The 24709-nt window shown below is 49.4% G+C and carries 20 protein-coding genes; 9 read left to right on the forward strand and 11 right to left on the reverse strand.

Annotated elements, in window-relative coordinates:
• Positions 1–291 precede the first annotated feature (291 nt).
• The 3 genes from AB4875_RS08025 to AB4875_RS08035 all read left to right on the forward strand — a co-directional run bounded on the left by AB4875_RS08025 (position 292) and on the right by AB4875_RS08035 (position 7437).
• Positions 292–5094, forward strand: a complete 4803-nt coding sequence (locus tag AB4875_RS08025) for an NAD-glutamate dehydrogenase (protein ID WP_368375538.1) — start codon at positions 292–294, stop codon at positions 5092–5094.
• A 199-nt stretch (positions 5095–5293) separates the two neighbouring features.
• The gene (locus tag AB4875_RS08030; RefSeq protein ID WP_368375539.1) at positions 5294–6448 is read left to right on the forward strand and encodes an FIST signal transduction protein; all 1155 of its coding nucleotides are present in this window, start codon (positions 5294–5296) and stop codon (positions 6446–6448) included.
• 26 nt (positions 6449–6474) lie between these two features.
• Positions 6475–7437, forward strand: coding sequence for a sensor histidine kinase (locus AB4875_RS08035; protein ID WP_368375540.1), 963 nt, complete (start codon positions 6475–6477; stop codon positions 7435–7437).
• A gap of 479 nt (positions 7438–7916) precedes the next feature.
• On the opposite strand, the gene AB4875_RS08040 is transcribed toward AB4875_RS08035, so the two are convergent.
• The gene (locus AB4875_RS08040) at positions 7917–8549 is read right to left on the reverse strand and encodes a TetR/AcrR family transcriptional regulator (RefSeq protein ID WP_368375541.1); all 633 of its coding nucleotides are present in this window, start codon (positions 8547–8549) and stop codon (positions 7917–7919) included.
• Between the two features lie 48 nt (positions 8550–8597).
• Between AB4875_RS08040 and AB4875_RS08045 the strand changes: the two genes are divergently transcribed.
• The 6 genes from AB4875_RS08045 (at position 8598) to AB4875_RS08070 (ending at position 14599) form a co-directional block, all read left to right on the forward strand.
• Complete coding sequence (locus AB4875_RS08045; RefSeq protein ID WP_368375542.1) at positions 8598–9491, forward strand: alpha/beta hydrolase; 894 nt, start codon at positions 8598–8600, stop codon at positions 9489–9491.
• Positions 9492–10082: 591 nt separating this feature from the next.
• Positions 10083–10622, forward strand: coding sequence for a DUF6680 family protein (locus AB4875_RS08050; protein ID WP_368375543.1), 540 nt, complete (start codon positions 10083–10085; stop codon positions 10620–10622).
• Positions 10623–10702: 80 nt separating this feature from the next.
• On the forward strand, positions 10703–11695 hold the full coding sequence (locus AB4875_RS08055; protein WP_368375544.1) for a DUF3644 domain-containing protein: 993 nt from the start codon (positions 10703–10705) through the stop codon (positions 11693–11695).
• A 114-nt stretch (positions 11696–11809) separates the two neighbouring features.
• Positions 11810–12229, forward strand: a complete 420-nt coding sequence (locus AB4875_RS08060) for a hypothetical protein (protein ID WP_368375545.1) — start codon at positions 11810–11812, stop codon at positions 12227–12229.
• A gap of 606 nt (positions 12230–12835) precedes the next feature.
• Positions 12836–13303, forward strand: coding sequence for an RDD family protein (locus tag AB4875_RS08065; RefSeq protein ID WP_368375546.1), 468 nt, complete (start codon positions 12836–12838; stop codon positions 13301–13303).
• 21 nt (positions 13304–13324) lie between these two features.
• Positions 13325–14599 (forward strand): NAD(P)/FAD-dependent oxidoreductase, encoded by a 1275-nt coding sequence (locus tag AB4875_RS08070; protein ID WP_368375547.1) that lies wholly within the window; start codon positions 13325–13327, stop codon positions 14597–14599.
• Positions 14600–14780: 181 nt separating this feature from the next.
• Here AB4875_RS08070 and AB4875_RS08075 read toward each other — a convergent pair whose 3' ends face one another.
• From AB4875_RS08075 to AB4875_RS08120, 10 genes are all read right to left on the reverse strand, one after another.
• Positions 14781–15059, reverse strand: coding sequence for a hypothetical protein (locus AB4875_RS08075; RefSeq protein ID WP_368375548.1), 279 nt, complete (start codon positions 15057–15059; stop codon positions 14781–14783).
• Positions 15060–15227: 168 nt separating this feature from the next.
• A complete protein-coding gene (locus AB4875_RS08080; RefSeq protein ID WP_368375549.1) occupies positions 15228–16112 on the reverse strand; it encodes an FAD:protein FMN transferase in 885 nt (294 codons plus the stop codon).
• A 32-nt stretch (positions 16113–16144) separates the two neighbouring features.
• Positions 16145–17992 (reverse strand): protein-disulfide reductase DsbD family protein, encoded by a 1848-nt coding sequence (locus tag AB4875_RS08085; protein WP_368375550.1) that lies wholly within the window; start codon positions 17990–17992, stop codon positions 16145–16147.
• A gap of 116 nt (positions 17993–18108) precedes the next feature.
• On the reverse strand, positions 18109–19440 hold the full coding sequence (locus AB4875_RS08090) for a DUF3570 domain-containing protein (RefSeq protein WP_368375551.1): 1332 nt from the start codon (positions 19438–19440) through the stop codon (positions 18109–18111).
• 21 nt (positions 19441–19461) lie between these two features.
• Positions 19462–19677 (reverse strand): DUF4266 domain-containing protein, encoded by a 216-nt coding sequence (locus AB4875_RS08095; RefSeq protein WP_368375552.1) that lies wholly within the window; start codon positions 19675–19677, stop codon positions 19462–19464.
• Between the two features lie 43 nt (positions 19678–19720).
• A complete protein-coding gene (locus tag AB4875_RS08100) occupies positions 19721–20197 on the reverse strand; it encodes a TlpA family protein disulfide reductase (RefSeq protein WP_368375553.1) in 477 nt (158 codons plus the stop codon).
• Between the two features lie 422 nt (positions 20198–20619).
• On the reverse strand, positions 20620–21459 hold the full coding sequence (locus tag AB4875_RS08105; RefSeq protein WP_368375554.1) for a sulfite exporter TauE/SafE family protein: 840 nt from the start codon (positions 21457–21459) through the stop codon (positions 20620–20622).
• Positions 21452–21661, reverse strand: coding sequence for a cbb3-type cytochrome oxidase assembly protein CcoS (gene ccoS / locus AB4875_RS08110; protein ID WP_368375555.1), 210 nt, complete (start codon positions 21659–21661; stop codon positions 21452–21454). Before ccoS ends, AB4875_RS08105 begins: the two co-directional genes overlap by 8 nt.
• Positions 21654–24149, reverse strand: a complete 2496-nt coding sequence (locus tag AB4875_RS08115; protein WP_368375556.1) for a heavy metal translocating P-type ATPase — start codon at positions 24147–24149, stop codon at positions 21654–21656. Before AB4875_RS08115 ends, ccoS begins: the two co-directional genes overlap by 8 nt.
• A complete protein-coding gene (locus AB4875_RS08120; protein WP_368375557.1) occupies positions 24149–24703 on the reverse strand; it encodes a FixH family protein in 555 nt (184 codons plus the stop codon). The genes AB4875_RS08115 and AB4875_RS08120 overlap by 1 nt, the downstream gene beginning before the upstream one ends.
• Between the last annotated feature and the right edge of the window lie 6 nt (positions 24704–24709).

A 24709-nucleotide genomic window follows, 5' to 3' on the forward strand; every position in this document is an offset into this window, starting at 1 on the left:
CCGTTCAGGAAGTGGCTGCTTAGATACTGGGTGTGTCTGGCTCTAGCGTCACATTAGCGGTTAGTCGCTGAATTTCAAATCATCAACTGTGTCGTAAACCCAGGGCAGTTCAGTTCCTAGCTTCCATTTCTATCCTAATATGGGAAAGGTTGGGAATAAGGCAATCCTAGGGGGCGCGTTTGAAATCGCCGATATATTGACTAAGCTAAACCCAAGCCCGTCTGCTATCCGGTAGCGTACTGAACAAGCTACTCAGCCAATACCTTGATCATTACTAGGCAAGCCTGACACATGAAATCAAAAACCGGAAAATTAACACGTTTCATTCAACAAAAGCTCGGCAATACCCCTGAGTCTGAGGCCTTAAGTGCCTTAGCGAGCCGTTACTGGGATGTTACCGCCAGTGAAACCATTGCCAAGCGCAGCGCCGCTGAGCTGCTCGGTACGGTTCAGTCACACTTGAGTCTTGCCGAATCACGACGTCTCGACCAGCCGAAAATAAGCATTAGCGAGCAGGGCGACAGCGGTCTATTGGTATTTGAAATGGTGACCAAAGATCGGCCATTCATCTTTGATACGCTTTCCAGCCTAATATACGATGCCGGCTACACGGTGCTCTTATCGCACCATCCCATTTTCTGGGTAAACCGAGACAAGGTCGGACAACTTCTTGATATCGTTGCACTCGATCGCAAGCAACAAGAGCTCACCGACTACCGCGCCGAGTCATTTGTGCGCTATGAGCTGGAAGCTTCCCCAAGTGCAATATCACACACTCGCCTAAAACAGCGTATCCGCAAAGCACTTAGCACTATCGAGCAGATTGTTAAGCACTGGCAGCCCATGCGGGAAAAAGCGGAAGCGCTGCAACTCTATTATTCACAAAGCCCGGCGCCGATGAAAACAAAACCGCGCCGGCAAATTTGTAATTTTCTTAGCTGGCTTACCGCCAATAACCTCACCTTTCTTGCTTATGTTGAAATGCAAGTTAAGCAACAGGGTGGCCAAAGAAGCTTGCATGCAATCGAATCATCACGGCTCGGTTTGAAATTAGAATCTACCCCTTGGGAGCACATCGAATCGCCACAGCAGCGCCAACAGATTTTAGAGCACTATTTAGAAAGTCCACGCGTACTTACCATTACCAAATCGACCGAGCTGGCGCCCATCCGACGTTTTGTGCCCATGGACTATATCGCCATTAAAGATTTTAACGCCAAAGGCGAGCTGAAAGGTGAACACCGTTTTTACGGTTTAATGACCCGCGTCGCCTATAACAGCCGCGCACTTGATATTCCGTTGTTAGCTGACCGTATCCACGCCGCCATGAACCTCGCGCATTTCCCGTTAGGCAGTCACAACGGCAAAGTGATGCTGCAAACACTGGAAACCTTTCCTCGCGATGAACTATTTCAAAGCAGTGCCAAAAAATTATTTGAAATCGCCATGGGCCTGGTCGCCATAGAAGAACAGAATCGTGTGCGGGTGTTCAGCCGTACCGACCCCTTTCATCGTTACTACTCTATTCTGGTCTACATTCCCCGAGAGCAGTACAGTCAGTACGTTCGCGAGAAAATACAAACTTTAATAGCCGCAAAACTGAATGCAGATAGTAGCGACTTTGCCATTTATTTCACCGACAACCGTATGGCGCGCCTACATCTCATTGTTCAAGTTCGCACCGAGGAAGCGAAAAGCTTAGATAATGCAGCACTGGAAGAAATGATCAGCGGCGTCACGGAAAGTTGGCCGGAAAAGCTGAAGTCGGTACTTTATAGCAAGCATTCGCGCAAAACCGCGCAACAGCTATTTCTTCACTACGGCGAGGCTTTTACCGCGCCCTATATTGCCAAGACCACTATTGAAACCGCCACCGATGACATAGAACAGCTGGAGCAATTACAAAAATCAAGTAATAACTTAGCGGTAAAAATTTACCGCGACGCATCCCGCCCCGACGAGCGAGTTGAACTACGTTGTTATTTTAAGGACCAGCCGCTGCCGCTCTCCGACATACAGCCGCGGCTAAGCAACCTCGGATTGCGCCTAGTAGTGGAAGATTTATACCCAGTTACCATTAACAACGATAAAACATACTGGATTCAGGATTTTCGTGCCCGGACAGCCGTCAATGTGAATCACGTGTTTTGGCACGACGCCAGTCAATTTGAGCAGGCTTTTATCGCCATTCACAAGGAATTATGTGACGACGATGATTTCAATCGTTTGATTATTAGCGCCGATATCAGCTGGCGTGAAGCCTCGCTAATTCGCGCCTATTGCCGTTATCTAAAACAGCTAGGCAGCCACTTCGAACAAAATTATCTCAGTAAGTTATTGGTTGATAACAGCGGCATCAGCCGCCTGTTAATCGATTTATTTCACGCCCGTTTCAAGCTGCATGTCACTGATCGCGACAGCCTACAAATAAAGCTAACTGAACAATTAGACATTGCACTGGAATCTGTCCAAAGCCTTGATGCCGACCGTCTATTCCGCAGCTTACGCAGCCTCATTATGGCAACGTTGCGCAGCAACTATTATCAAAGCGAGAATGAGCAAGCCTTAAAAAATGCCATATACGCCTTCAAATTTTCGACGCGAGATATCCCAGAGGCACCAGCACCGCGGCCGCGATTTGAAATCTGGGTGCACGCGCCGCGCTTTGAAGCAGTGCATCTACGCGGCGATAAAGTCGCTCGCGGTGGCCTGCGCTGGTCAGACCGGCCGGAAGATTTTCGCACCGAAGTCCTCGGCTTAGTGAAAGCGCAAATGGTTAAAAATGCCGTTATCGTCCCCGTCGGTGCCAAGGGTGGCTTTGTGTGCCGCCGTTTACCCGAGAACGGAACGAGAGAGGCCACCCAAGCTGAGGTGATCCGCTGCTATAAAGATTTTATTGGAGCAATGTTATCGCTAACCGACAACCGACAAGGCGACCGTGTCATTCGCCCGCCGTTAACGGTTTGTCACGACGACGAAGATCCCTATCTTGTGGTTGCCGCTGACAAAGGCACGGCGGCATTTTCCGATATTGCCAATAGCGTCTCCAAAGACTTCGGCTTTTGGATTGGCGACGCCTTTGCTTCAGGTGGCTCCAATGGCTACGACCACAAGAAAATGGGCATCACCGCCAAAGGTGGCTGGGAAGCGGTCAAACGGCATTTTCGCGAACAGAACAAAGACATCCAACGCCAAGAATTTACCACGGTGGGCATTGGCGATATGGCCGGCGACGTGTTTGGCAATGGCATGCTGCTATCGAAGAAAACGGCCTTAATCGCGGCCTTCAATCATCTGCATATTTTTCTTGATCCGACACCCAATACCGAAGAAAGCTGGAAGGAGCGCAAACGCCTATTTAAACTGCCCCGTTCAAACTGGAGCGATTACGACAAAGCACTTCTGTCAAAAGGCGGCGACATTTATTCCCGCACATTAAAAAGTATTACACCTAGCGAGCAAGCCTGCCGCGCATTGGCCTTGGAACACCGCGCTTACACCCCAGATGAACTGATTTACCACATTCTGCAAGCCCCGGTGGACTTACTTTGGAACGGCGGTATTGGCACCTATGTCAAAGCAGAGAGCGAAACTCATCAACAAGCGGGAGATCGTGCCAACGACAATCTCCGTGTGAACGGCGCGCAATTACGCTGCAAGGCGGTAGGCGAAGGTGGTAACTTGGGCCTTACCCAAGCCGGGCGTATTGAATACGCGCTGAAGGGTGGGCTGTGTAATGCTGACTTTATCGACAATTCGGCCGGTGTCGACTCATCAGACAATGAGGTCAATATAAAAATACTGCTTAACGAGCTTGTCGCCAAACAAGCAATAAGTTTTATCGATCGAAATAAACTGCTGAAAAGCATGACCAAAGATGTGGAGCGGCAAGTTCTACGCAGTAACTACCTGCAAACTCAATCGATTAGTATGGTTGCCTCGCAATCGCCGGAGCGCTTGGGTGAGCAGGCTGAACTGATCCGCATATTAGAACGCGACGCCGGGCTGGATCGAAAACTCGAATCACTACCCGATGAAAAAACCATTCAAGGCCGCCGCACTGCAGGACTCGGGCTCACCCGCCCTGAGCTAGCCTGCCTATTGTCTTACTCCAAAATACATATCAATAAAATTTTGCTGGATTCTACTGTTCCCGAAGATCCCTATCTAGCACAGGAGCTATACCGCTATTTCCCGCAACAATTAGGTGAACGCTACCCCGACGAAATCAGCCAGCACCGCCTGCGCCGAGAAATTATTTGCACGGTGATTACCAATAGCTTGGTAAACCGCATGGGTAGCGCCTTTGCCCATCGTTTAAATGACGAGCTTGGCAACAGCTTCGAAGATATCGCTCGCGCGTATACCGTTGCGCGTGATCTTTTCGACATTCGCTCACTTTGGACGGACATTGAAAAACTAGACAATAAAGTGCCCGACGAATTACAAACGCGCATGATGGTTGAAATCCGCCGCCTCGTAAAACATGTCACGCTATGGCTAATCAACAACAAGGAGCAACTAAACAATATTCAGAGCTTAATAAACCGCTACGCTGCAGACATAAAGTTGCTGGGCGACGAAGTTAAACACTATTTGTCTGAGGATGAGTTACAACTCATTGAGCATCGTATTACTGAGTACTGCAACAGCGGCATTCCACGCCAAGTGGCGCAACGGGTTGTTATGCTCAAAGCCCTGTTCGCGAGTCCCGACATCACTTGGCTGAAGGAGCACACCAGCGTTTCTGCAAAAGTTTTAAGCGAAATCTACTTCAGATTGGCGGAGTCCTTACAAATAACTTGGGTGCGTCGGAATATCGACAAACTCACTGCCGAGTCCCGCTGGCATGCATTGGCCCGCAACGCCCTGCGCGATGATTTATATCAGCGTCACCGCGAGCTCTGCGCCAAAGTGGCCGGCGACATCGACGTGAATGGCCACATCGCGACGGAGCTCGATAACTGGCTGGACGGCAACAATGTTCAAACTGGGTATTTGAGCAACTTGATTGCAGAGGTTAAAAGTACTCAGCAAGCCGACTACCTAAGCTTATCGGTCATATTGCGGCAGTTGGGACGGCTGTCCGCATAATCGTACTTTTTTCTTTCTGATTGTCCGCTAATTATCTGTCATTTGGTTTGACGTATAAGGTCGACAACCGCAGTAACATTCGGTCAATACGTACTGAAATTGCTGCGTCTGTGACATACCATCTCCAGATCAAGCTGGGAACGACGCTTTGATAATGAAGTAGTATGATTTCAGTAAAGCTAGGGAAGGTGCCTTTGTTATGTTTAAAATTGTAGTCAGTCACAGCAATGACCCGGACACACGCTCAGCTACCGAAGACCTTCTCCTTCAGTGCGATAAACAGCTTGATGGGCAGATGCCAACGGCGGGGCTGCTATTTGCAGCTATTGATTTTGATCATCAATCACTGCTAAACGACATTATGGATGCATGGCCTGACCTGCAACTGATTGGCTGCACCACCGATGGTGAGGTTTCCTCGGTACTTGCGTTCCAGCAAGATTCCGTCACGCTGATGCTGTTCTGCGCTGACAACTCGATTCAAATCAGTGCAGGTATCGGCAGCGACGCATCGAGTGACGCGGCGGCAAGCGCCAGATCGGCTATCACACAGGCGACACAAGCTTTGACCAAGCCCGTGCGCTTATGCATTACGGTGCCTGAAAGCCTAGGGGTCAACAGTAAGGCCATTCTCGACGGTCTAGCAGATGCACTGCCCAATGGCGTACCTGTGGTGGGAGGCTTGGCCGCAGACCGATGGCAATTCGACACCACCTACCAATTTCACGGTCGATCTTTGTATTCTAGTGCAGTGCCGGTGTTACTGTTTGCTGGCGCCTTGCGTTGCGCCCATGGGGTTGCCAGCGGCTGGCAGCCAATAGGTAATCCGGGTATCGTGACGCGCTCGAAAGCTAACACAGTTTACGAAATAGATGGTGAGCCGGCACTGTCTTATTATCGAGAGTATCTCGGCAAACACGAACCGTCATCCAACTACCCGCTTGCAGTCTTCACTGAAGACGACCAGTTTTACTTGCGTGCTCCCAGCGGTGAATTTGATACAGAAACAGGTAGCGTTAATTTTTTCGCTGAAGTACCAGTGGGTGCTAAGGTTCAGATGAGCGAGTCAAATAGGGATGATATTCTGGCGGCCAGCCGCGAATCGATGCTACAAGCTGTCGCTGCTTATGGCCCCGGCGAGCCTGTCGCGGCGCTGTACTTTTCTTGTGCAAGTCGGCGTCAGCTATTGGGAACCCGCACACACGAAGAATTCGAACAAGCACGCGACAGCATTGGTATCAGCGTACCGAGTTGCGGCTTTTACACCAACGGCGAAATTAGTCCCATGGAACTTGGCGCAGCTACCCATTTTCACAATGAAACGTTTATTTCGCTATTGATCGGTTCCGAATAAAATTCCGATAAGCAGGCCAATAATTGATGTCAACCGAAACAGAAAAGCAACTTCGCATTCTGCGCAAGCAGCTCGAGCGCTCAGAAGCCGACCGTGCAGAATTAGAAATTAACAAAGAAAAAGGCGACGCATTACTGCATAACGTGATTATTGAGCTGCGCGAATCCAAGCAAGACCTAGAATCAAAAAGCACACTGCTGGAACAGGCGCTAAAGGAACTGCACTCAGCCCAAGATGTGCTGATTCAATCGGAAAAGATGTCAGCCCTAGGTCAACTGGTGGCGGGTGTGGCACACGAGGTCAATACACCCATCGGCGTTGGTGTGACCGCCGCGTCACATATGCAAAGCGCGACACAATCATTGCTAGACAAGGTAGAGGAAAATACGCTCACGCACAGCTTTGCTAGTACTTCAGTGTTACACATTCAGGAATGCGCGGATATCGTTTTACGCAATCTGCTGCGTGCTGCGGACCTTATCAACAACTTTAAGCAGGTTGCAGTTGACTGTTCGTTTCAGAGCAATCGCGTCTTCAATATAAATGAGTATCTCAATAGCGTAATAATCTCAGTGAAATCGTTGCTCGATAAACGTGATGTCACTGTGTCGATTGATGGCCCACTAGAACTTTCCATATATAGCGATCCCGGATCATTTGCTCAAGTCATCACCAACTTCGTTACTAATTCCCTCGCCCATGGCTTTGTCTCTAACAAGCCGGGACATATCCACATCGACTTTGAAGCGCAAGGCGACTGCTTGTGCTTGCGCTACCGAGACGACGGTGCGGGTATTAGCGCTACGCATATTAAACAGATATACGAACCATTTTTTACGACTCGGCGTGGAGAGGGCGGGAGTGGTCTAGGCCTGAATATTGTATTCAATATAATAGTAAATAAACTCAAAGGTAGTATCCATTGCGACAGCGAGCTCGGCGAAGGTTGCTGCTTTACGGTGATACTTCCAGGCCTGCAAACAGCATAGAATAGAGCGAGGAAAAATAAATTTCTGGCGCATAGCTCTTGATTGATTCATTGCCAAACTGATTTTTACAGTACAGACCTCGGATGTAATAATCCCGGCCGGTCAGATGGCTTGGAGCTACTTGTTCACCGCAGCCGCCAAACTTTCTGGATTCCCGCCCCGAGAAAGTGTGAGGGGCGGTCACTCTGGCTGACACTCGGGAAATTTCGGATCGGGGTGGCGTGAGATAAAGATTCGGTCTGTATGCACAAAAAGTTTGAGGCGTTTCGGCACTGCCGACCCGGAGGCCTCTTTTCGGAGTCTCTTCGCTGATTAGCCTCAAAAAGGCCGGGAAGTCACAAAAGCGGTCATGCAGCACCGCTATATCAACACGCAAGCCTTAAGTCCGAGTTAAAATGTAAACGTAATATATTGCTCTTAGTACTTGCCAAGCGAGATTCTAGTCTTTGCTGGCATGGCATTAGGTAAGAGCGCGCGCCTTATTTAGCCAAAATGCGTTTAAGCGTCTGATCAATAATCTGTTCTCTTTCCTGCAACTTGTGCGGATGAGCAAGCAGCCCCTCGATCACGTAAATCAGTAATTTTGCATCAAGTTGCGCCTCGTCAAGGCACACCTCGGCGTTGACCAGCTCTGACACCGATAGTTGTTCTACCATCGTATGAAACTGTTCGTGCCAGACTTGCACTTTGGTGGAATGGTTTACGCGGGAGTGAACATCAGTCATCAATGAACCTGAGTTCTCAATTTGGCCAATCAGTGTTAGCACTCTTGCTCTGAACGTTTGCTCGCGTAACGTGGCCATCTCGGCTATGGCTTGAGACACCACTCGGTTTAGTACAGCAATCAGGACGTCGTCCTTGTTTTCGAAGTACCAGTAAATGGTATTCGCGGCCACACCGGCGCTTCTAGCGATTTCGGCCATAGAGGTTTTGTCGTAGCCCTTTTCCTTAAGTAGCGCCATGGCTACAAGCTCGATCTCTTCCTTTTTAACTTTCGGTTCCAAGTGGCGTTTGTTGCGGGCCAAGGCAAGCTCCTGTGAGGCCGACTGATGGCCTGTTGCGTCTATTTGTTGATTGGGATTCAAGATACATGATACATTCTTGAATGTCATTCTAGAAACAGGCAGGCGTAGAGCTTGCTGACACAAAGGGGCTTACACATGACTCAGTCGATCTGCCAGAAAGGCTCATTTACTCACCAGCAAACACGGTGCGCGGCAACGCTGCATAAGCGCCAGAATGCAGACGCGTCAGCGTATCCGACGATTCTGATCGTTCACGGATGGGGCGCTACCCAGCTGACGCTGATCACAAACTACATCGCCGCGTTTAACGACGCTGGGTTTTGTGTCGTCACGTTTGACTACCCCGGCTGGGGAGACAGCGAGGGTCTCCCGCGCAATGTCATCAGTCCATGGCGGCGCGAAAAAGTTGTCGAGAGCGCGCTGGCATATACCAAGTCACTGCCTGATGTTGATGAGACGAATATAATTCTGTGGGGTAGTTCATTCGGTGGCGGGCATGTCGTAAGGATCGCCGCAGAACACCCGGAATTGCGCGGAGCCATTGCGCAGGTGCCGATGCTTGATGGCTTGCTCGCCGTCAAGTCCGTGCCCTTGGCGCGTATGTTGCGATTTGGCGTCGACATTCTGCTTGATCTGCTCAACCCCTTCAGCACCCGTTATGTCCCAATTATCTCTGAGGCCGGTGGCTACTCATCAATGGATCGCGACGGAGCCTGGCGGGTAGAAGAATGGATAAGGGCCAACCTGACGCAACTTAATGACAACCGCGTCGCGGCCCGATCCTTGGCTACGATGGCGTTTTATCGCCCGTTTAAATACCTGCAGTCGATCCAGATTCCGACTCTGGTCATTGGCGCGACACGCGATACCGTCGCGCCATTTGATGAAGATAAAGTAAAGCGAATGTCTTCAGAGGCTATTGAAATTCGTACTATCGATGCCAACCACTTTGACCCCTATCTCGAGCCTTGGTTTGAGGGAAATATCAAGCTACAGCTGGATTTTGCGACCAGAATTATTGCACGTTGAAACCTGATAGCTACGTAAAAAATGTTGTTGCAGCGCACAAGTATTTCTATAACGAATAAGAGTGGGATAAATATCTGGGCGGCTGATAAGTCTGATCGTTTAATCTAAGAAGCTATTAAATCGTTCGCCCCTTGTAGACCGCAGTGCATTCTCGTTGATTGTCCATAGTGAGTTGCGAGCTCTATATCCACAGTCTGACCACAAGAGGTCCGCTTTTTACCAGATCAGGAAATGCCCCTTAGTTACTGGGAGTGTTTGGCTCTAGTGTCACATTAGCGGTCAGTCGCTGAATAGCGCTGAGTACTTGGGGAAGTCCAGTCAAGCTCGTATTCAGCAGCACTGCGCTCACTAATTCCGGTGGAAATTACTTAAGCAATTGATTTTTATTGAGAAGTGATTATGCTCAGCACTAAGGGATTCCACATCAAATGCAGGATGCACACAAATGAAAAAACCATCTCAGGCTTACTATCACTCTGATTTAAATAGAATTATCCTGCTTAATCATCTCAAGGCTTAGACTCGCTATGTACACGAGTTATAAAGCGCAACGCATTAGAATTTACTGTTAAGTTTCACAAGGAATCACCTATGAGCGAAACGAAAATAATAATTGATCTAACAGGCCCCGCGATGATTTTCGCAACGATTGCTGGCCCTGTTCTCGCTGTATGGGCATCTGAGTGGCGACACTCTCGTAGGTCGAAGCATGAGGCTCGTGAGAGAGTTTTCCAAACACTGATGAGCACCCGAGCAACAAGGCTGAATATCGTTCACGTCGAAGCTCTGAATCAGATAGATTTTGTATTTCAAGATAAGAAATATAACCAGATTCGAGAGTCTTGGATGTTATACCGGCAGCATTTGCAGTCAATTGAATCTGCCTCAGTTGGCGAGGCTCAAGCTGTCTGGCAGTCAAAGGCAAATGATCTTTTTGCAAATTTGCTTCACGAGATTGCAAAGGGTTTAAATTTGTCATTTACTAAATCCTATATCATTGATAAGTCATACCGACCTGATGCCCACCTTGCTAATGAGCTGGATTTTATTGAAATCCGCCAATTAATCTTGCAGGTATTAAAAGATGGTCGCCCTATAAATATTCGCTCCGTAGATGAGTCAAAAACTTAACAAATCAAAGCAGCATCGCCTTCGGCTGGACGCGCTAAAGCGCGCCGCTGTTTGAGGCGTTAGCTCCGGTAATCCTCCCTATGAGATCACGATCCCAAACACTAGCTAGAAAGTCTGTAGATGCGATGGTTGCGGCTATTGAGGCATACAACAAACCTAGCTTTTCCTACCGAGAGGAAACTTTCGCAATTCTCGCTATAAACGCGTGGGAGTTGTTATTGAAAGCCCGGATTTTGCAGCTGTCAGGGAATAAGATCAGCTCCGTACTCAAATATGAGAAGCGGAGAAAGGCCGATGGCGAAATGTCTACTAAACTGTACCGAGCCCAAAATAGGTCAGGGACACACCTGTCAATAGGAATGTTTAAAGCCTTTGATCTTCTGGAGCATGAATACGGTGACAGCATGCCAGCAGAGGTCAGGAAGAACTTAGAGCTCTTGTGTGAAATTAGAGACAACTCGATTCATTTTGTGAACAAAGGCTTTGATCTGGCATTGCTTGTACAGCAGCTCGGTACAGCATGTCTCAAAAATTATTTGGTGGCGGTGAGACGGTTATTTGGCATAGATTTATCAGATTATAACTTCTTCTTAATGCCTCTGGCCTTCTACGGAAGTGATGCAGGGCTGCAGGGAGTATCTCTTAACGCCGAAGAAAAGAAGCTATCGACGTATCTGAGAGCCGAAACGCGGGTTCCAGAATCCGAAGCCGAGCCGGGCTACTACAACGTATCCTTGAACGTGAATGTTAAGTTCACTAAATCTAAGAGCGATGATTCTGAGCACGTAAGAATTACAAATGATCCAGACGCCACTCCCATAACCATGACAGAAGAAGATGTTAGGGAAAAGTATCCTTGGGACTACAAAATCCTGACTACTAGGCTCGGAAAACGCTATTCAGATTTCAAGATCAATAAGGAATACCATGATATTCGCAAGTCGTTAGAGTCCAACGAGAATTTTTGCAACAAGCGCTACCTAGATCCAGCAGTTCGTACAGGAATTGGAAAATGTTTTTACAATCCCAATATAATTAAAGAGTTTGATAAACATTACTCGAAAAAGAGCTAACAATTGCATGGAGTGGGACAATTTTTTCCACTACGGCCTTCGGCACTTCGTTCCAAAAATAGCCCCTCATGCAAGGCGTTAAGCAATCGAAAATACCAAACCTAAGGAGCAACAATGAAGTCATTACTATTTATTCTAGCAATCACCTTATCCACAGCTACTTTTGCAAAAGAGGCAATAGTAGAAAGTGGTTTCAAAGCTTTCAAAGAAGGCGGCGCCAATGCAGCATGGCCAGCATGGGCGAAAGGCGGGCCTCTTGATGGAAGCAAAGAATTGATAGCTCAAGCATCACAATTTGGAACTATTGCTGCTTACTACGGAAACTATGTCAGCCACGAGTATATTTCTGAGATAAAGTTGGGAGATAACAATAAAGTGTTGTATGTGATTATGAACATGGACAGCGGCCCACTTTATGGGGCGTTCTATCTGTATAAATTACCAAGTGGAAACTGGAGCGTTCCCAACTTTATGTTTCATATGCAAGCCCAACAAGTTTGGCCACAATGCATGTATTCAGTTTGTGGAGAGTAATGCTTAATAAGGCAATCAACCATTGCTACTTCGTGGCTAAACAGCCTAAATCGCGCTTCGCACACGGATGCCGGCTATGGCGGCGTTGAGGCTGTAGAAAAACATGCAAGCTTGCATCTAGGGCGCTGTTTTGACTGTCCGCTTTTTACCAATACCGGCCCTCGATTGAGAGTTCCAACACTCTTTTTACCATAAAGTGTCCAGCGCCAATTTTTACCGTACGTTTGCCAAATCGTTTATCTTATGGGCGGACCGACAAGCGGGAACGAAACCGGCTCACTGACTCGGCCGCTCGCCTAGTAAGCGGAGTGCCCCACTCACTGTAAATAGAGCAGTTAATACTGGCGTTCATTGCTGTGGTGTCGCGTAGCTGGCATCAATCTTGTTATTGCATATTGATGGTTTTATTTTTGGCTATATGCATTCAAAAGCTGGCGTCAGAATGAGACTAGGTTTACTCTCGCGGTTAATCTTTCCAGGCTTATTTTTCTGGCGGCCTAAAGAACTTCTTGATCATTATCGTTTAGTGGACGGCACTGCATTCTGTAGCTCGTCACCATCTAATCGTTTTTATACGCCGTTATAGCAAACAGGGAAATGTTGCTTATGAGTACACCAAAATACGCAGGCTTCTGGGTGCGTGTAGGCGCATCAATCATCGATTCAATATTGATTTTACTTGTGCTTGGCCCCTTGTTAACGGCGATATACGGTCGCGGCTACTGGTTGGGCGAAGATGGCATTGGCACAGGTTTAGATGTGTTGCTCAATTACGTGCTTCCCGCCGTTGCGGTGCTGATGTTCTGGGTGTATAAGTCTGCGACTCCTGGAAAAATGATGACCCATTTATGCATTGTTGATGCCCGCACTGGCGCAAAACCAACGACCACTCAATTTGTATTGCGCTACATCGGCTACTACGTGTCGATGATCCCCTTGTTTCTAGGGATCCTCTGGGTCGCTATAGACCCAAAGAAGCAGGGTTGGCACGACAAGATGGCAGGCACCGTGGTTATTGTGAAATCAGCAGAATATCAAGCCCAGGACGATAACGAGTCGTACGAATCGAGTTAGCGATGTAGAAGTGAGGTGAGTATGAATATTGTTATTGTTGGCGGTGGGGCAGGAGGTTTACCACTGGTAACAAAGTTAGGGAAAACCTTAGGCAAGCGCGGTAAAGCAAATATTACCTTGGTAGATGCCAGCCCCAGCCATATTTGGAAGCCCCGCTTTCACGAAGTCGCCACTGGCGCGATAGATTCAGATTTGGATGCGGTAGATTATCGAGCCCACGCCTATCAAAATCATTACAACTTTTCTAAAGGCCGCATGAGTGGCCTAGATCGTGATAAAAAAGACATTATCCTTGAGCCGGTCACTACATCAACAGGCAAGGAGATACTGCCCGAACGTCGTATTCCCTATGATTATCTTGTGATTACTGTGGGTAGCCTTGGCAACGATTTTAATACCGCTGGGGTGCGAGATCATTGTCTGTTTTTAGACACCCGCGAGCAAGCCGACCGCTTTCATGAACGATTTTTAAATCACTGCTCAAGCGCAGATTATTATCACGATCCTCTGTCAGTTGCGATTGTCGGCGGCGGCGCCACAGGCGTTGAGCTAGCTGCAGAAATTCACCACGCTGTGGGGCTGTTAAAACTCTATGGCCTTAAAGCGCTGGATCGTAGTCGACTGCAAGTTCACGTCATTGAGGCGGGGCCGCGCCTATTGCCCGCTCTAAGTGAGCAGATCGCAAGCGCCGCCCAGGCCGAGCTAGAAAACATGGGTGTAAAAGTGCATACCGCAACCATGGTTAAAGAAGCCGACGAGCAGGGCTTTATCACCGGCGACGGCGAACGTATTGACGCCGCGCTTTTGGTTTGGGCCGCTGGAATCAAGGCGCCGGATGTAGTGGGGCAGTGGGGTCTGCAGGTTAATCGTATTAACCAGTTGGTGGTTGATCCAAATTTACAAACCGCCGATGCCGCCATCTTCGCAATGGGTGATTGCTGCGCCTGTGAACTTGCAGCGGGCAAGAACGTACCACCGCGCGCGCAATCGGCTCAGCAAATGGCCAAGCACACAGCAAAGAACTTGCAGCGCATTGTTAAAGGGCAGCCACTTAAACCGTTTAGCTATCGCGATCACGGTTCATTGGTATCGCTGTCTGAATATTCCGCACTGGGGAATTTAATGGGCAGTATGCGCGGCGGCAGCTTTTTCATAGAAGGCTGGATGGCGAGAATAATGTACGTCAGCCTATATCGACTGCATCAAGCGGCTATCTATGGATGGTTGCGAACGGTGATGTTGCTAATGGCGGGGCGTTTTAATCGGTTGCTAAGGCCTAGATTGAAGTTGCACTAGCTTAAAAATTAGAGTGATGCGGCAATGACTAGGCCGATTTTCTGTAGTACGGCAAAGCAGCCCCACAATGAACGTTACATCTCATTGCGGGGCTTTTTATGTGGGCGCAGAAAGGCTGCTTGGAAGCATGTATTTAGCGCTTAGCGAGCGCGCTGGCAGTCAAAGCTTGATCTTCTTAGGTCTATTCACTTGCATATACGGTATTAAAATAAAGCGCACCGCGCTTAAGGTAAATTTCAGTGCTTGTTGCCGGAATGCAGTTTTTTAAGCTTGAAATAATGTATCTACCGTTCTCAGTTTTAATGGTGGCGTGTGATACTCCTTCCATCGTAGCGCCACCAAGAGTGTCACATTTCTGTACTTCACCCGCTATCACTTCTAGTACCTCACCACTTTTACTAATGCAAAGTGCTGTATAGAAACCAAGAATTAATAAAAAACTAACAATAATCCAGCGCATTTATAATCTATTTCATCCGTTCTGATAGTTGTAAGGTTTAATGACCGCAGCGGCGGTGGTCAGCGACAATTCAACATTAAGCTTGGAATAGGTTTTTGTAGATGGCCTTATTCATAGCTTCATTTGAGTTGATACCCAAGCCTATGCAGCTAACACGCACAAAGCGGTTTAGCGCTGTACCCAATGTAATACTTCTTGTGCCTGTATGAAATCCTCTGCGTCTTTACCTTGTAGCATTGATAAGGTGGCTAGTAGTCCTGCTTCGACGCAGCTGGCTGTGGCAACGGTAACTGAGTGGGGGGCGTCCATGACTGGCCATCCGGTCATTGGGTTAAGCACATGTGGGTAGCGTAGGCCGTCTCGAAGTAAGAACCGCCGAGCATCGCCGCTGGTTGCAAGACCGCCGCGCTGTAACTGGATGTTGGCGGACTGCAAACCGCCGATATTCTCGACACCCACTAGCCAATGTTCTTGATAACTTGGTGGTGCATTTGCAAATAAGTCGCCACCGAAATTCACCAGTATCGGCACATCGCTAAGGCTGCTCACTAACGCGGCGGCTTTGTCGACTGCATACTCTTTGCCAATACCGCCAAAGTCGATCTCCATGCCGGGTAGTAATGTTAAGTATGGGGATGACCATGTCACTTTATGCCAACCAATGATGGGCAGTATTGCAGTCACGTCATCCGGATTGGGAATGTGATTGCCGCCATCGAACTTCCATAGTCGACGTAATACCCCAGAGCTTAGATCAAATAGGCGGTCACTTATTTGATAGGCGTGGGTGGCGAAATCAATAAGATGAGTCGTCTCTTGATCTACTTCTAGGGTTTTTCCCTTGGCGTTATTAATGCGATAAACAATATTGTCGTCGCGGTAGCGACTGAATTTCGATTCTATACGCCAAGCTTCTGCGGCAACGGTTGAAGTGATTTGTTCGGCGAGGGCTTTACTGTCGCAGTCGATCAACACTTCGCAGGGGCTGGCCATCGCTTTAAAGCGACCTCTATATCCACGCTCGGTTTTTGTTACTAGCCACTCTCGATTCATGGTGTGCGGTTTCCCTGATGGAATAAAGAGTATCAGCCACCTTGATCTTCATTTCCAGTTTGGGCATCTGTGAAGGTCGAAATTATCATGTCCTTATTAAGAATTTGCGGCAGTACCACGGGGGCTTTGCCACCGCCCGGAAAGTAAACGTAAAGCGGTACACCGCTTCTGTTGTAGCGGGCTAGCAGCCTGCTGACTTCGGCGTCACGACTGGTCCAGTCGGCGACCATATAGCGAATATGTTGGTCTGCCATTGTGTTTTTTACTAAGTCTGTGTCTAAGACTAGGCGTTCATTGGCTTTGCAGGTGATACACCAGTCCGCCGTGACGTCGAGGAAGATTGCGCCGCCATCGTTTTGCAATGACGTGAGCCGCTCTGAACTGTAAGCCAATGCAGCGCCGTCTTTTGCAGTTGGAAATGCGCTTGCAGATAGATTCTCGGTCTCGGCCATACTGGGGCGTAACAAGGCCGAGCCGAGTATTGTGGCTGCGGCAATACCTGACACAATGGCGATACCGCGATGCCAATGTGCTTTTTTCTTCCAGAAATACAGCGCCATACTTATAAGTAGGCAGCCGATTAACACTAACATGGCAGCGTTAATACCTGCCTGCCTTCCAAGCACCCACAGCAACCATATGCCGGTGAGATACATAGGGAAGGCCATGACTTCTTTGAGAGTAATCATCCAGTTGCCAGGCCGTGGTAATAATCTGCCGAGACCGGGGATGATCGAGAGCAGTAAAAAGGGCGCGGCCATGCCCAAGCCCAGAGCGATAAATACCGTGAGCGCAACATACATGGGCTGTGTTAGCGCGAAGCCTAAAGACGCTCCCATGAACGGCGCAGTGCAGGGGCTGGCAACCACAACAGCCAGTACGCCGGTGAAAAATGTGCCCTTTAAGCCGCCTTTTTCTACTAGCCCTTGACCGACCCCTGCAATACCAGCACCGAACTCTACTACGCCAGAAAAACTTAGCCCCATGGCGAAGAATAAATACACGAGTGCGGCGACAAACCATGGCGATTGCAACTGATAGCCCCATCCCAATTCTTGCCCTGACGCTCTTAGAAACATCAGTAAGCCGGCAAAAAACATAAAACTTGCCACCACACCGGCGGTGTAAACCAGGCCGTGTATACGGCGCTCGGCCGCTGATGTATCGCTACTTTCTAAGAGGCTGATTGCCTTTAATGCGAGTACCGGAAAAACGCAGGGCATAAGATTTAGAATGAGACCGCCGACAAAGGCCATGGCGGCCATAATCAATAAACTCGCTGGCACCGCAGCCGCGATACGAGCTGGGCCAGAATCTGTTGACGTTATAGATTGCGCAGATGCTTGAAGCGAATCCTTTGGCTGCTCTGTTTGAGACGTCGCAGGTTTTTGCGGGTCTAGTGGTGTCACCAGACCCGCTTGGGGGTCAACCCTAAACCAGCGGTGATCTGGGGGGTAGCAGAGGCCGGCGTCGGCGCAGCCCTGCGAAGAGATCTTGATAGTAAACGGCGCTGTTGTCGGCAAGCTTAAATGGGATTGAAGCTGCTGATAGAACACCTCTACATCACCAAAATACTCATCATGCTTTAGCTTGCCCCCAGGGAGTTGAATGGCCAGCTTTTGAGTTTGCTCATCTACGCTCCAGCTCGCCTTGAATCCCTTGCCGTAAAGGTAATAACCCTCGGCAATCTGCCAATCCATTTCTAACTTGTTGCCGCTTAGCCGCGGCTTCATTTGGTAAGCCTGATCGACGGGTAAAAAATCACCTCCGCTTGTTGTGGTGGCAACCGTCTGGTCGACCTTAGCCTGGGTATCGATTGCCCAGCAAGATACTGAGAACAGGCCAAGTAGAATAAGCAGGGATGCAATAATTCTTTTCATGGAAATAAATCACCAATTAGGGTGTAAACACAAAATCGCGCACCGCGAAGTAATGCAAGTGCGCGCAATGCCGTCAACCTTGTGCCGTGTACGGCACTGGTGTTGATGGAGAGGGCTTAAAAGTCGTAGCCGATCCTTAACATCAGGGCGTCAACATCGGGATAAAGCTCTTGATTTTTTAGTTCACCAAATGCCTGCGCGGGCTCATCGCCGGTTTGTAGATAATATTCCAAGGCAACACTCCAGGAGTTCTGAGGATTGTCCTGACCGTATTCCATACCCACGGTATAGGCCATAAACTCACCTAAACGATAGTCTGCAGAAGCGTCAGAAGATGTGTCGCCCACGGTGGGTTGATCACCGGCAATAAAGAACGGCGTATAGAAGTCAGCCGCCGTCTGCTGATACACGCGCACATGGGGCTCGAGATATGAGGTCTCGCCAAATTTCCACCGGTAGCGAAGGTCTACCGTGTTGGAGCTAATCCCCCAGTCATCGACCATAAAGCGATAGGACGTATCGAGAACATTGTTACCAATAAGGCGTTTATATTGGCCGTAAAAACTGTGTTTAAGACGACTATCAGGTCTGTTTTCATACACCACCGTGGGCAAATTAGGTTCCGCATTATTCTCAAAGAGCGGCACGCCAGTCACTGGGTCAACGACACTGATAAATTTATACGGGTCTGTTAGGTAGCCACTTGAGGAACTCAGTGAGTAACTCAGTTGAAAAAGACTGTTTTGATCAATAATCTGGGTTACGCCGACAACAAGATCAAACAAGCTCTTGGTATCATCGCTGCCGTTTTTTACCTTATTGCCATCGTCGTCTTCATCGTCATCATCGCCTTGTATTTGCAAGGTGCCAAAGGCAACCGGTTTACCATTCACTGGCTCGACCAGATCCATGCCCAGAGATATGCCGGCCGTTAGTGTGGTATTGCCATTATTAATGTCTTTGGCAAACGTAGAGCTGACCGCAAATGAGGTGTAGTCATACTCTGATGAGAAATTACCACCAAGCACCATGGTTAGGTCTTTTGCGATTGGCTTTTCCCAGGCCGCGTTAACAGCGACGCGAGTATCTTTAAAGGATTCGTCAAGCGGGGTTTCGCCCGCGGGTGTGACCACCGCTGTGCCGCCAGAGGGACTGGTAAAGGTCTGCGGCTGGTTGGTAGGTACCGCTCCACTGGCAGAGGCACCCGTTAGGGTGTCGACGGTCAATTTAAGCGATAGGGTTTCATCGGTATCAATCTGTTTTTTGGCGCTAATCACCGGTTCTGTTGCCGTAACGCGATCAGTCTCGCTGTAAAACAGTAGCGCCGCACTCACGTCCCACTCACCGACATCATGTTTGTTCTCAGCCATTGCGGCGTTAGCACCAATTAAGGCGCAACTTGCTGCGGCCAATGACAAGCGAATATTCTTTTTAGTGTTCGATTTCATCATACTTCCTCAAAGTTCTTATCAGTTACAGCCGCAGCCACCGCCGCCAAAACCACGGCCACCGCTTGATGCTTCTTTACTGAAGTAGATGTGATCGTCCAGGGCCGAGCGCAAGGGCGAACTGTCCAGTGCCATTTCCGGCTTGGCCAAGTTCTGACGTTGCCACGGTTCAACCCCCATATTGCTGCAAGCTGCCAACGAGCTGCTGGCGAGAAGTAACAGGATAATTTTCTTCATGGTCTTATCTCATCAATAAATGACTGATTAGGATTTGTGAGATCTAGCGCGAAATGGCTGCGGAAATTTTCGCACGTAGAAACTCAGGATCTTTTTTGGTAAAGCCCATATGCTTTAGGATTAGCTCACCATTGCGATCAAACAAAAATGAGTTCGGCATGCCGCTAACGCCATACTGAGATGCAACGCTGCCTTTGCTATCAAAGAAGACTGGGAAGTTGGGTTTGAATTCGGCGATGAATTCATCTGCGTTGTCACGGTCTTCATCGAGGTTAATTGTCACCACAGCTAGATCGTCACCATATTCAGCAGGCAGATCATTCATAAAGGGAAAAGACGCGCGGCATGGGCCACACCAAGATGCCCAAAAATCTAGATAGACCACTTTGCCGCGGTAATCTTGAAGATTAAACGCAGGGTTTTCAGCGCCACCTGTGGTTTCGGCATAGCTTGTGATTGGTAATGCCAGACTGATAATTGCAAAGGTGAAAAAGGCGAGAAGAAATCGGCGCTTATTCATGGGAACCCTTTTGGTCGGTTATTTTAAGACAAGGGTAATTTTCAAAACTTAAGGAAAAATTAAAAGATGCTATAAAATTTTCTGAACAGGTGGTGGGGAGCGCGAGCAGACGAGATGCTAAATGTAATGCGACTCTAGCGATAGCTCTGCAGAAGTGCGCTGTTAGACGATGCAAAGTGGTCTAATTTTCGGCAGAAATGTATCAGCGAGCATTGACTTGAGTATTCGGCACTCAGCCATCGTCAGTTTGATAAGCGAGGTATAAGTAGTATTAATTTATAAATAACAAGATCTAACACTGTGTGTCAGGCGACGATATTAATCAAAAGTGACCGTTATCAGGCGCTATTGGCGCGATTCACCGTCTGGCGCTGCAGATAAATACTTCAATATATTTTTACGCAGATTACCTAGCGATGACGTTATTCCATGTGCATTAGGTGTTCTTGCTGGTTTGAGGTGCTGCTGTGGCCAGTGTGTTGAGCATGGGATTTTTCGCCCATAGCGAGCCAAGGTGTTATTGCCAGAGCAATTAATAATATGGCAAAACCGCGCCGTGCTAAGGGCTTTTTCATCAGCAGGCGGAGGCTGCCTGTCAAACCGCTTACCCCCATCACTGCAGGTACGGTTCCCAGTCCAAAACAGAACATGAGCACGCCAGACTGTATTGCGCTGCCGCTTAGCGCCGACCATGCTAAGGCGCTATAGATTAGGCCGCAGGGTAAAAATCCCCATAATCCGCCAATGGCGAGGGCCTTGCGTGGCGAGTTAACGGGAATAAGGCGCTTGGTGAGAGGTTGAATTCGCTTCCAGACCCCGCCGCCGGCGCTTTCGAGGAAGCGGGTGAGCTGTGTCCATCCGGCAATGGACAAGGCGACCATTACCAGCATTAGGCTCGCCAGTATGCGTAAGCCTTTGGTGATGTTGGCTAGATCTTCAATAGCAAAGCTGCTGGCGGTTATGAGCCCCCCAACCAGTCCCCCGGCGAGTGCGCCCAGTAGGGCGTAGCAGCTTATCCGACCGAGCTGAAACAGACTGATAAGTAGTATTTGATAGAGCTGCTTTTGAAGTTGCGCAGGATCGCGGCGCTCGGCGATGGGAATATACTCAACGGTGGCAGACGCCGTGGATTGAACGGCAGCCGCGGATGGCGCCGTGCTTGAGGCAAGCAGTCCTGCGATGCCGCCGCACATACCCACGCAGTGCGGACTGCCGATTAAGCCGATCATAAACGCCGCAGAATAGCTGATAGCCTCATTCATGCGGCGGTCCGCTGCTCTTTTCTATTTCGGTTTTAGATTTAGGCTGGTCTTTGGTTTCGCCTGGGTCGCTGTCAAACAGAATGCGCTGGCCCTCTTTATCCAGATCATCAAACTGATTGTCGCCCACTGCCCAGAAAAACAAAGCCACCATCAGGCAAAAAAATATCAGTGCGACCGGTAATAAAATATATAAGCTACCCATGTGCATTCTCCACTGAGGTCTTGACCGGCGCCTGAATAGGCAATTTTTTGCTGTCGCTAAGATTAGCTTTGCCTTTGATTCGCAGGGCGTTCAATACCACAACTAGAGAGCTGGTCGACATACCGATGGCAGCCAGCCAAGGTGGCACTAAACCTACCGCAGCCAGTGGCAATGAGGTGAGGTTATACAGCAGGGCCCAGCCGATGTTTTCTTTCAGCAGTCGCCGGCTTCGTTTTGCGGTGGCAAAGAGCGTGGAAACTGCGCTCAGCGAGTTATCTAACAGACTGACATCGGCCTGATTGCGGGTCAGGGCACTGGCGCTACTCATTGCAATGGACATATCCGCAGCGGAGAGAATTGGGGCATCGTTGATACCGTCGCCCACCATTAACACCCTTTCTCCGGCGGCTTGGTAACGGTGTATCGCTTCCAGCTTGGCGGCAGCGCTGAACTCACCATGATAATCGGGAATATTTAGGGTATTGGCGATTTTTGCGACGGCTTGGTTTTTGTCGCCGCTGAGAATCGTTATCGCAATGCCTTGGTCGCGAATTTCAGATACCAGCGCGGCGGCCTCGGGGCGCAGGCTATCTTCGAGTATGAATCTGGCAAGAGGCCCTTTGCTGGAAACCAGATAAACTTCGGTGTTGTTGGCTTCTTGCTCAAGGCTTGGCAAGTCCGCCAGCGGTATACAAAACCCGCCTTGACCAATTCGGTAGGATTCACCATCGATGTTAGCGGCTATGCCTTCGCCGGCATAAATACTGAGCTTGTGAACTTCCGGTAAGTCGATGTTCGACGGCCTGCGGAAGGCTTCTGCGACGGGGTGATTGGAATGCTGCTCCAGAGCGGCGGCAATGCGCATTATTTGCTCGTGGTTATCTTGATAATAGTGGCTGCTTTGAATGTGCGGTTTACCCAGCGTCAGGGTGCCAGTCTTATCAAAAATCACCCGGTCAACCTTGTGCAAGGCTTCAAGGGTTTGGGTGCTGCGCAATACAATACCGTCGCGTCGCAGGGATGACACCGCCGCTGTGAATGTCGTTGGCGTCGCCAGTGACAGGGCGCAGGGGCAACTGACCACGAGCACCGATAGCGCAATGATAAAGGCCTGTTCTGGACTGTGCTGCAGCCAATAAAGATAGCTTGCTAGGGCTAATAATATTACGGCGCTGACAAAATGACTGGCCAGCCGGTCTGCAAGTTGTGCAAATTTAGGCTTGGCAGCGTGAGCCTGTTCCAACAGCGCTTCCATCTGCACGATGCTGCTTTGACTGGCGGTGGCGGTGACTTCGATATCCAGACTGCCGTCGATATTTCCGCTGCCGGCCAGTACGGTGCTGCCGATTGCCACCTGCACGGGTAGAAACTCGCCGTTAAAGGCACTGGTTTCTACGCTGCTTTGGCCGCGCAGGACTCTGCCGTCGATGGGAATGGTTTCACCGGGCACGACACTGATAATATCGCCGCGCTGTAAATCTTTCAGTGGTAGCCACTGGTAGCTATTGTCTCCGGCCTGGGTGATTTTTCTGGCGGCCAGCGGCAGCAATACGGTATTGCTGGTTTGTGTTTGTCTTACCTTTGCCTGTAAATAACGGCTTAATAGTAGAAAAAAAGTGAACATGCTGACGGTGTCGAAATAGACATGCTCTTGTTGTTGCAGGGTTGCCAACACGCTTGCCGTAAACGCAGCCACTAGTGCCAGTGATACTGGCACGTCCATGCCGGGTTGTCCGGCTTTCAGTGATCGCCACGCGCCGCGGAAAAACGGCTGTGCTGAGTAAAGCAAAACCGGGGTGGCGACCGCGAGACTGAAATAGCGTAGTAAATTGCGCGTGGTGTCATCCATGCCCTGAAAGTCACCGGCGTATAAACCAATGGCAACCATGCCGACCTGCATCATACCAATACCTGCCAGACCTAGGCGGCGCAGCAAGCCGTCAAGCTCCTCTTGCAAGTGTTGGTCACGATTGGCGGGGGAGTAGGGCAGTGCCTGATAGCCTAGCTGATGAATGGCTATCATGATTTCGCTCATCTTGATCTCATCGCGTCGCCAGCGAATTGTGACAAGGGCGTTTTGTAGATGAACGCTTACTGACTCAATACCGGGCAAGCGCTGCAGACGATTTTCGATCAACCACGCGCAGGCAGCGCAGTGCAGCCCAGCTACGCTCAGCCTGCTTTCCTGGCGCGTTCCACTGTCATCGAGGGCGTGGCTAAAATCTGCTAGCACCCCTGGATTATCGTAAAGGCTGTAATCTTCGTCGCGAGAGTCTGGTGTTGCTGGGTTGTCGCTGCGGAATCGGTAGTAGTCATTAAGCCCCGATCCAAGAATACACTGGGCGACGGCAAGGCAGCCGCGGCAGCACATGGCGCGCTGCTTGCCTTCTATCTCAATCGAGAGGGTTAGCGACGCTGGGACATTTTCGCCACAGTGGTAACAATATTTATCCACCTTATCGGACTCGTGAAAGAGCGGCTTAGACATTATTGAGCAGCGGATAAATTAATGGTTTTGTAGCCTGCGCTTGAGGCGGTCAATGTGACCTCCGATTTCAGCCTCCAGCTTCCCGGGGTGTCGACTGATTCTGGTTTGATAGGACGGTCTTCAAGAGTCACATACCAGCGGCCACTGGGTAGGTCTTTGAGTTGGGCCATATACTGAGCCTGGCCCTGGTTGGTGAGCACGGTAGTAAAGTCGTTGGCCTCGTAGGTCGGATGCTGCCAATGTAGAAGTAAATGGTCAGGTGCGTTTTGCAAGCCCAATAGACTCACCGCAATGGTGTCGGGCGCGGTGATACGTATTTGCGCGCCTAGATTCATTGCCGTGGCGAGATCATCTTGGGCGAGGTAGCGATTGATAGCGAGGCCGTCGCGGTAGTAATTATCGTCGACCAGATTGTCGCTATATCGCACTGCAATCACCAGCGTGCTGATGCTGGCGATAACCACGGTTCCCGGCAAAATCAACAAAAACCAGGGCCAGAATTGGCGGTACCAAGGTGATGTGTCCATGTCATTCAAACGCTCTTGCGCCATCATATACTC

This window comes from Zhongshania sp. R06B22, assembly GCF_040892595.1.
Classification (GTDB): domain Bacteria; phylum Pseudomonadota; class Gammaproteobacteria; order Pseudomonadales; family Spongiibacteraceae; genus Spongiibacter; species Spongiibacter arctica.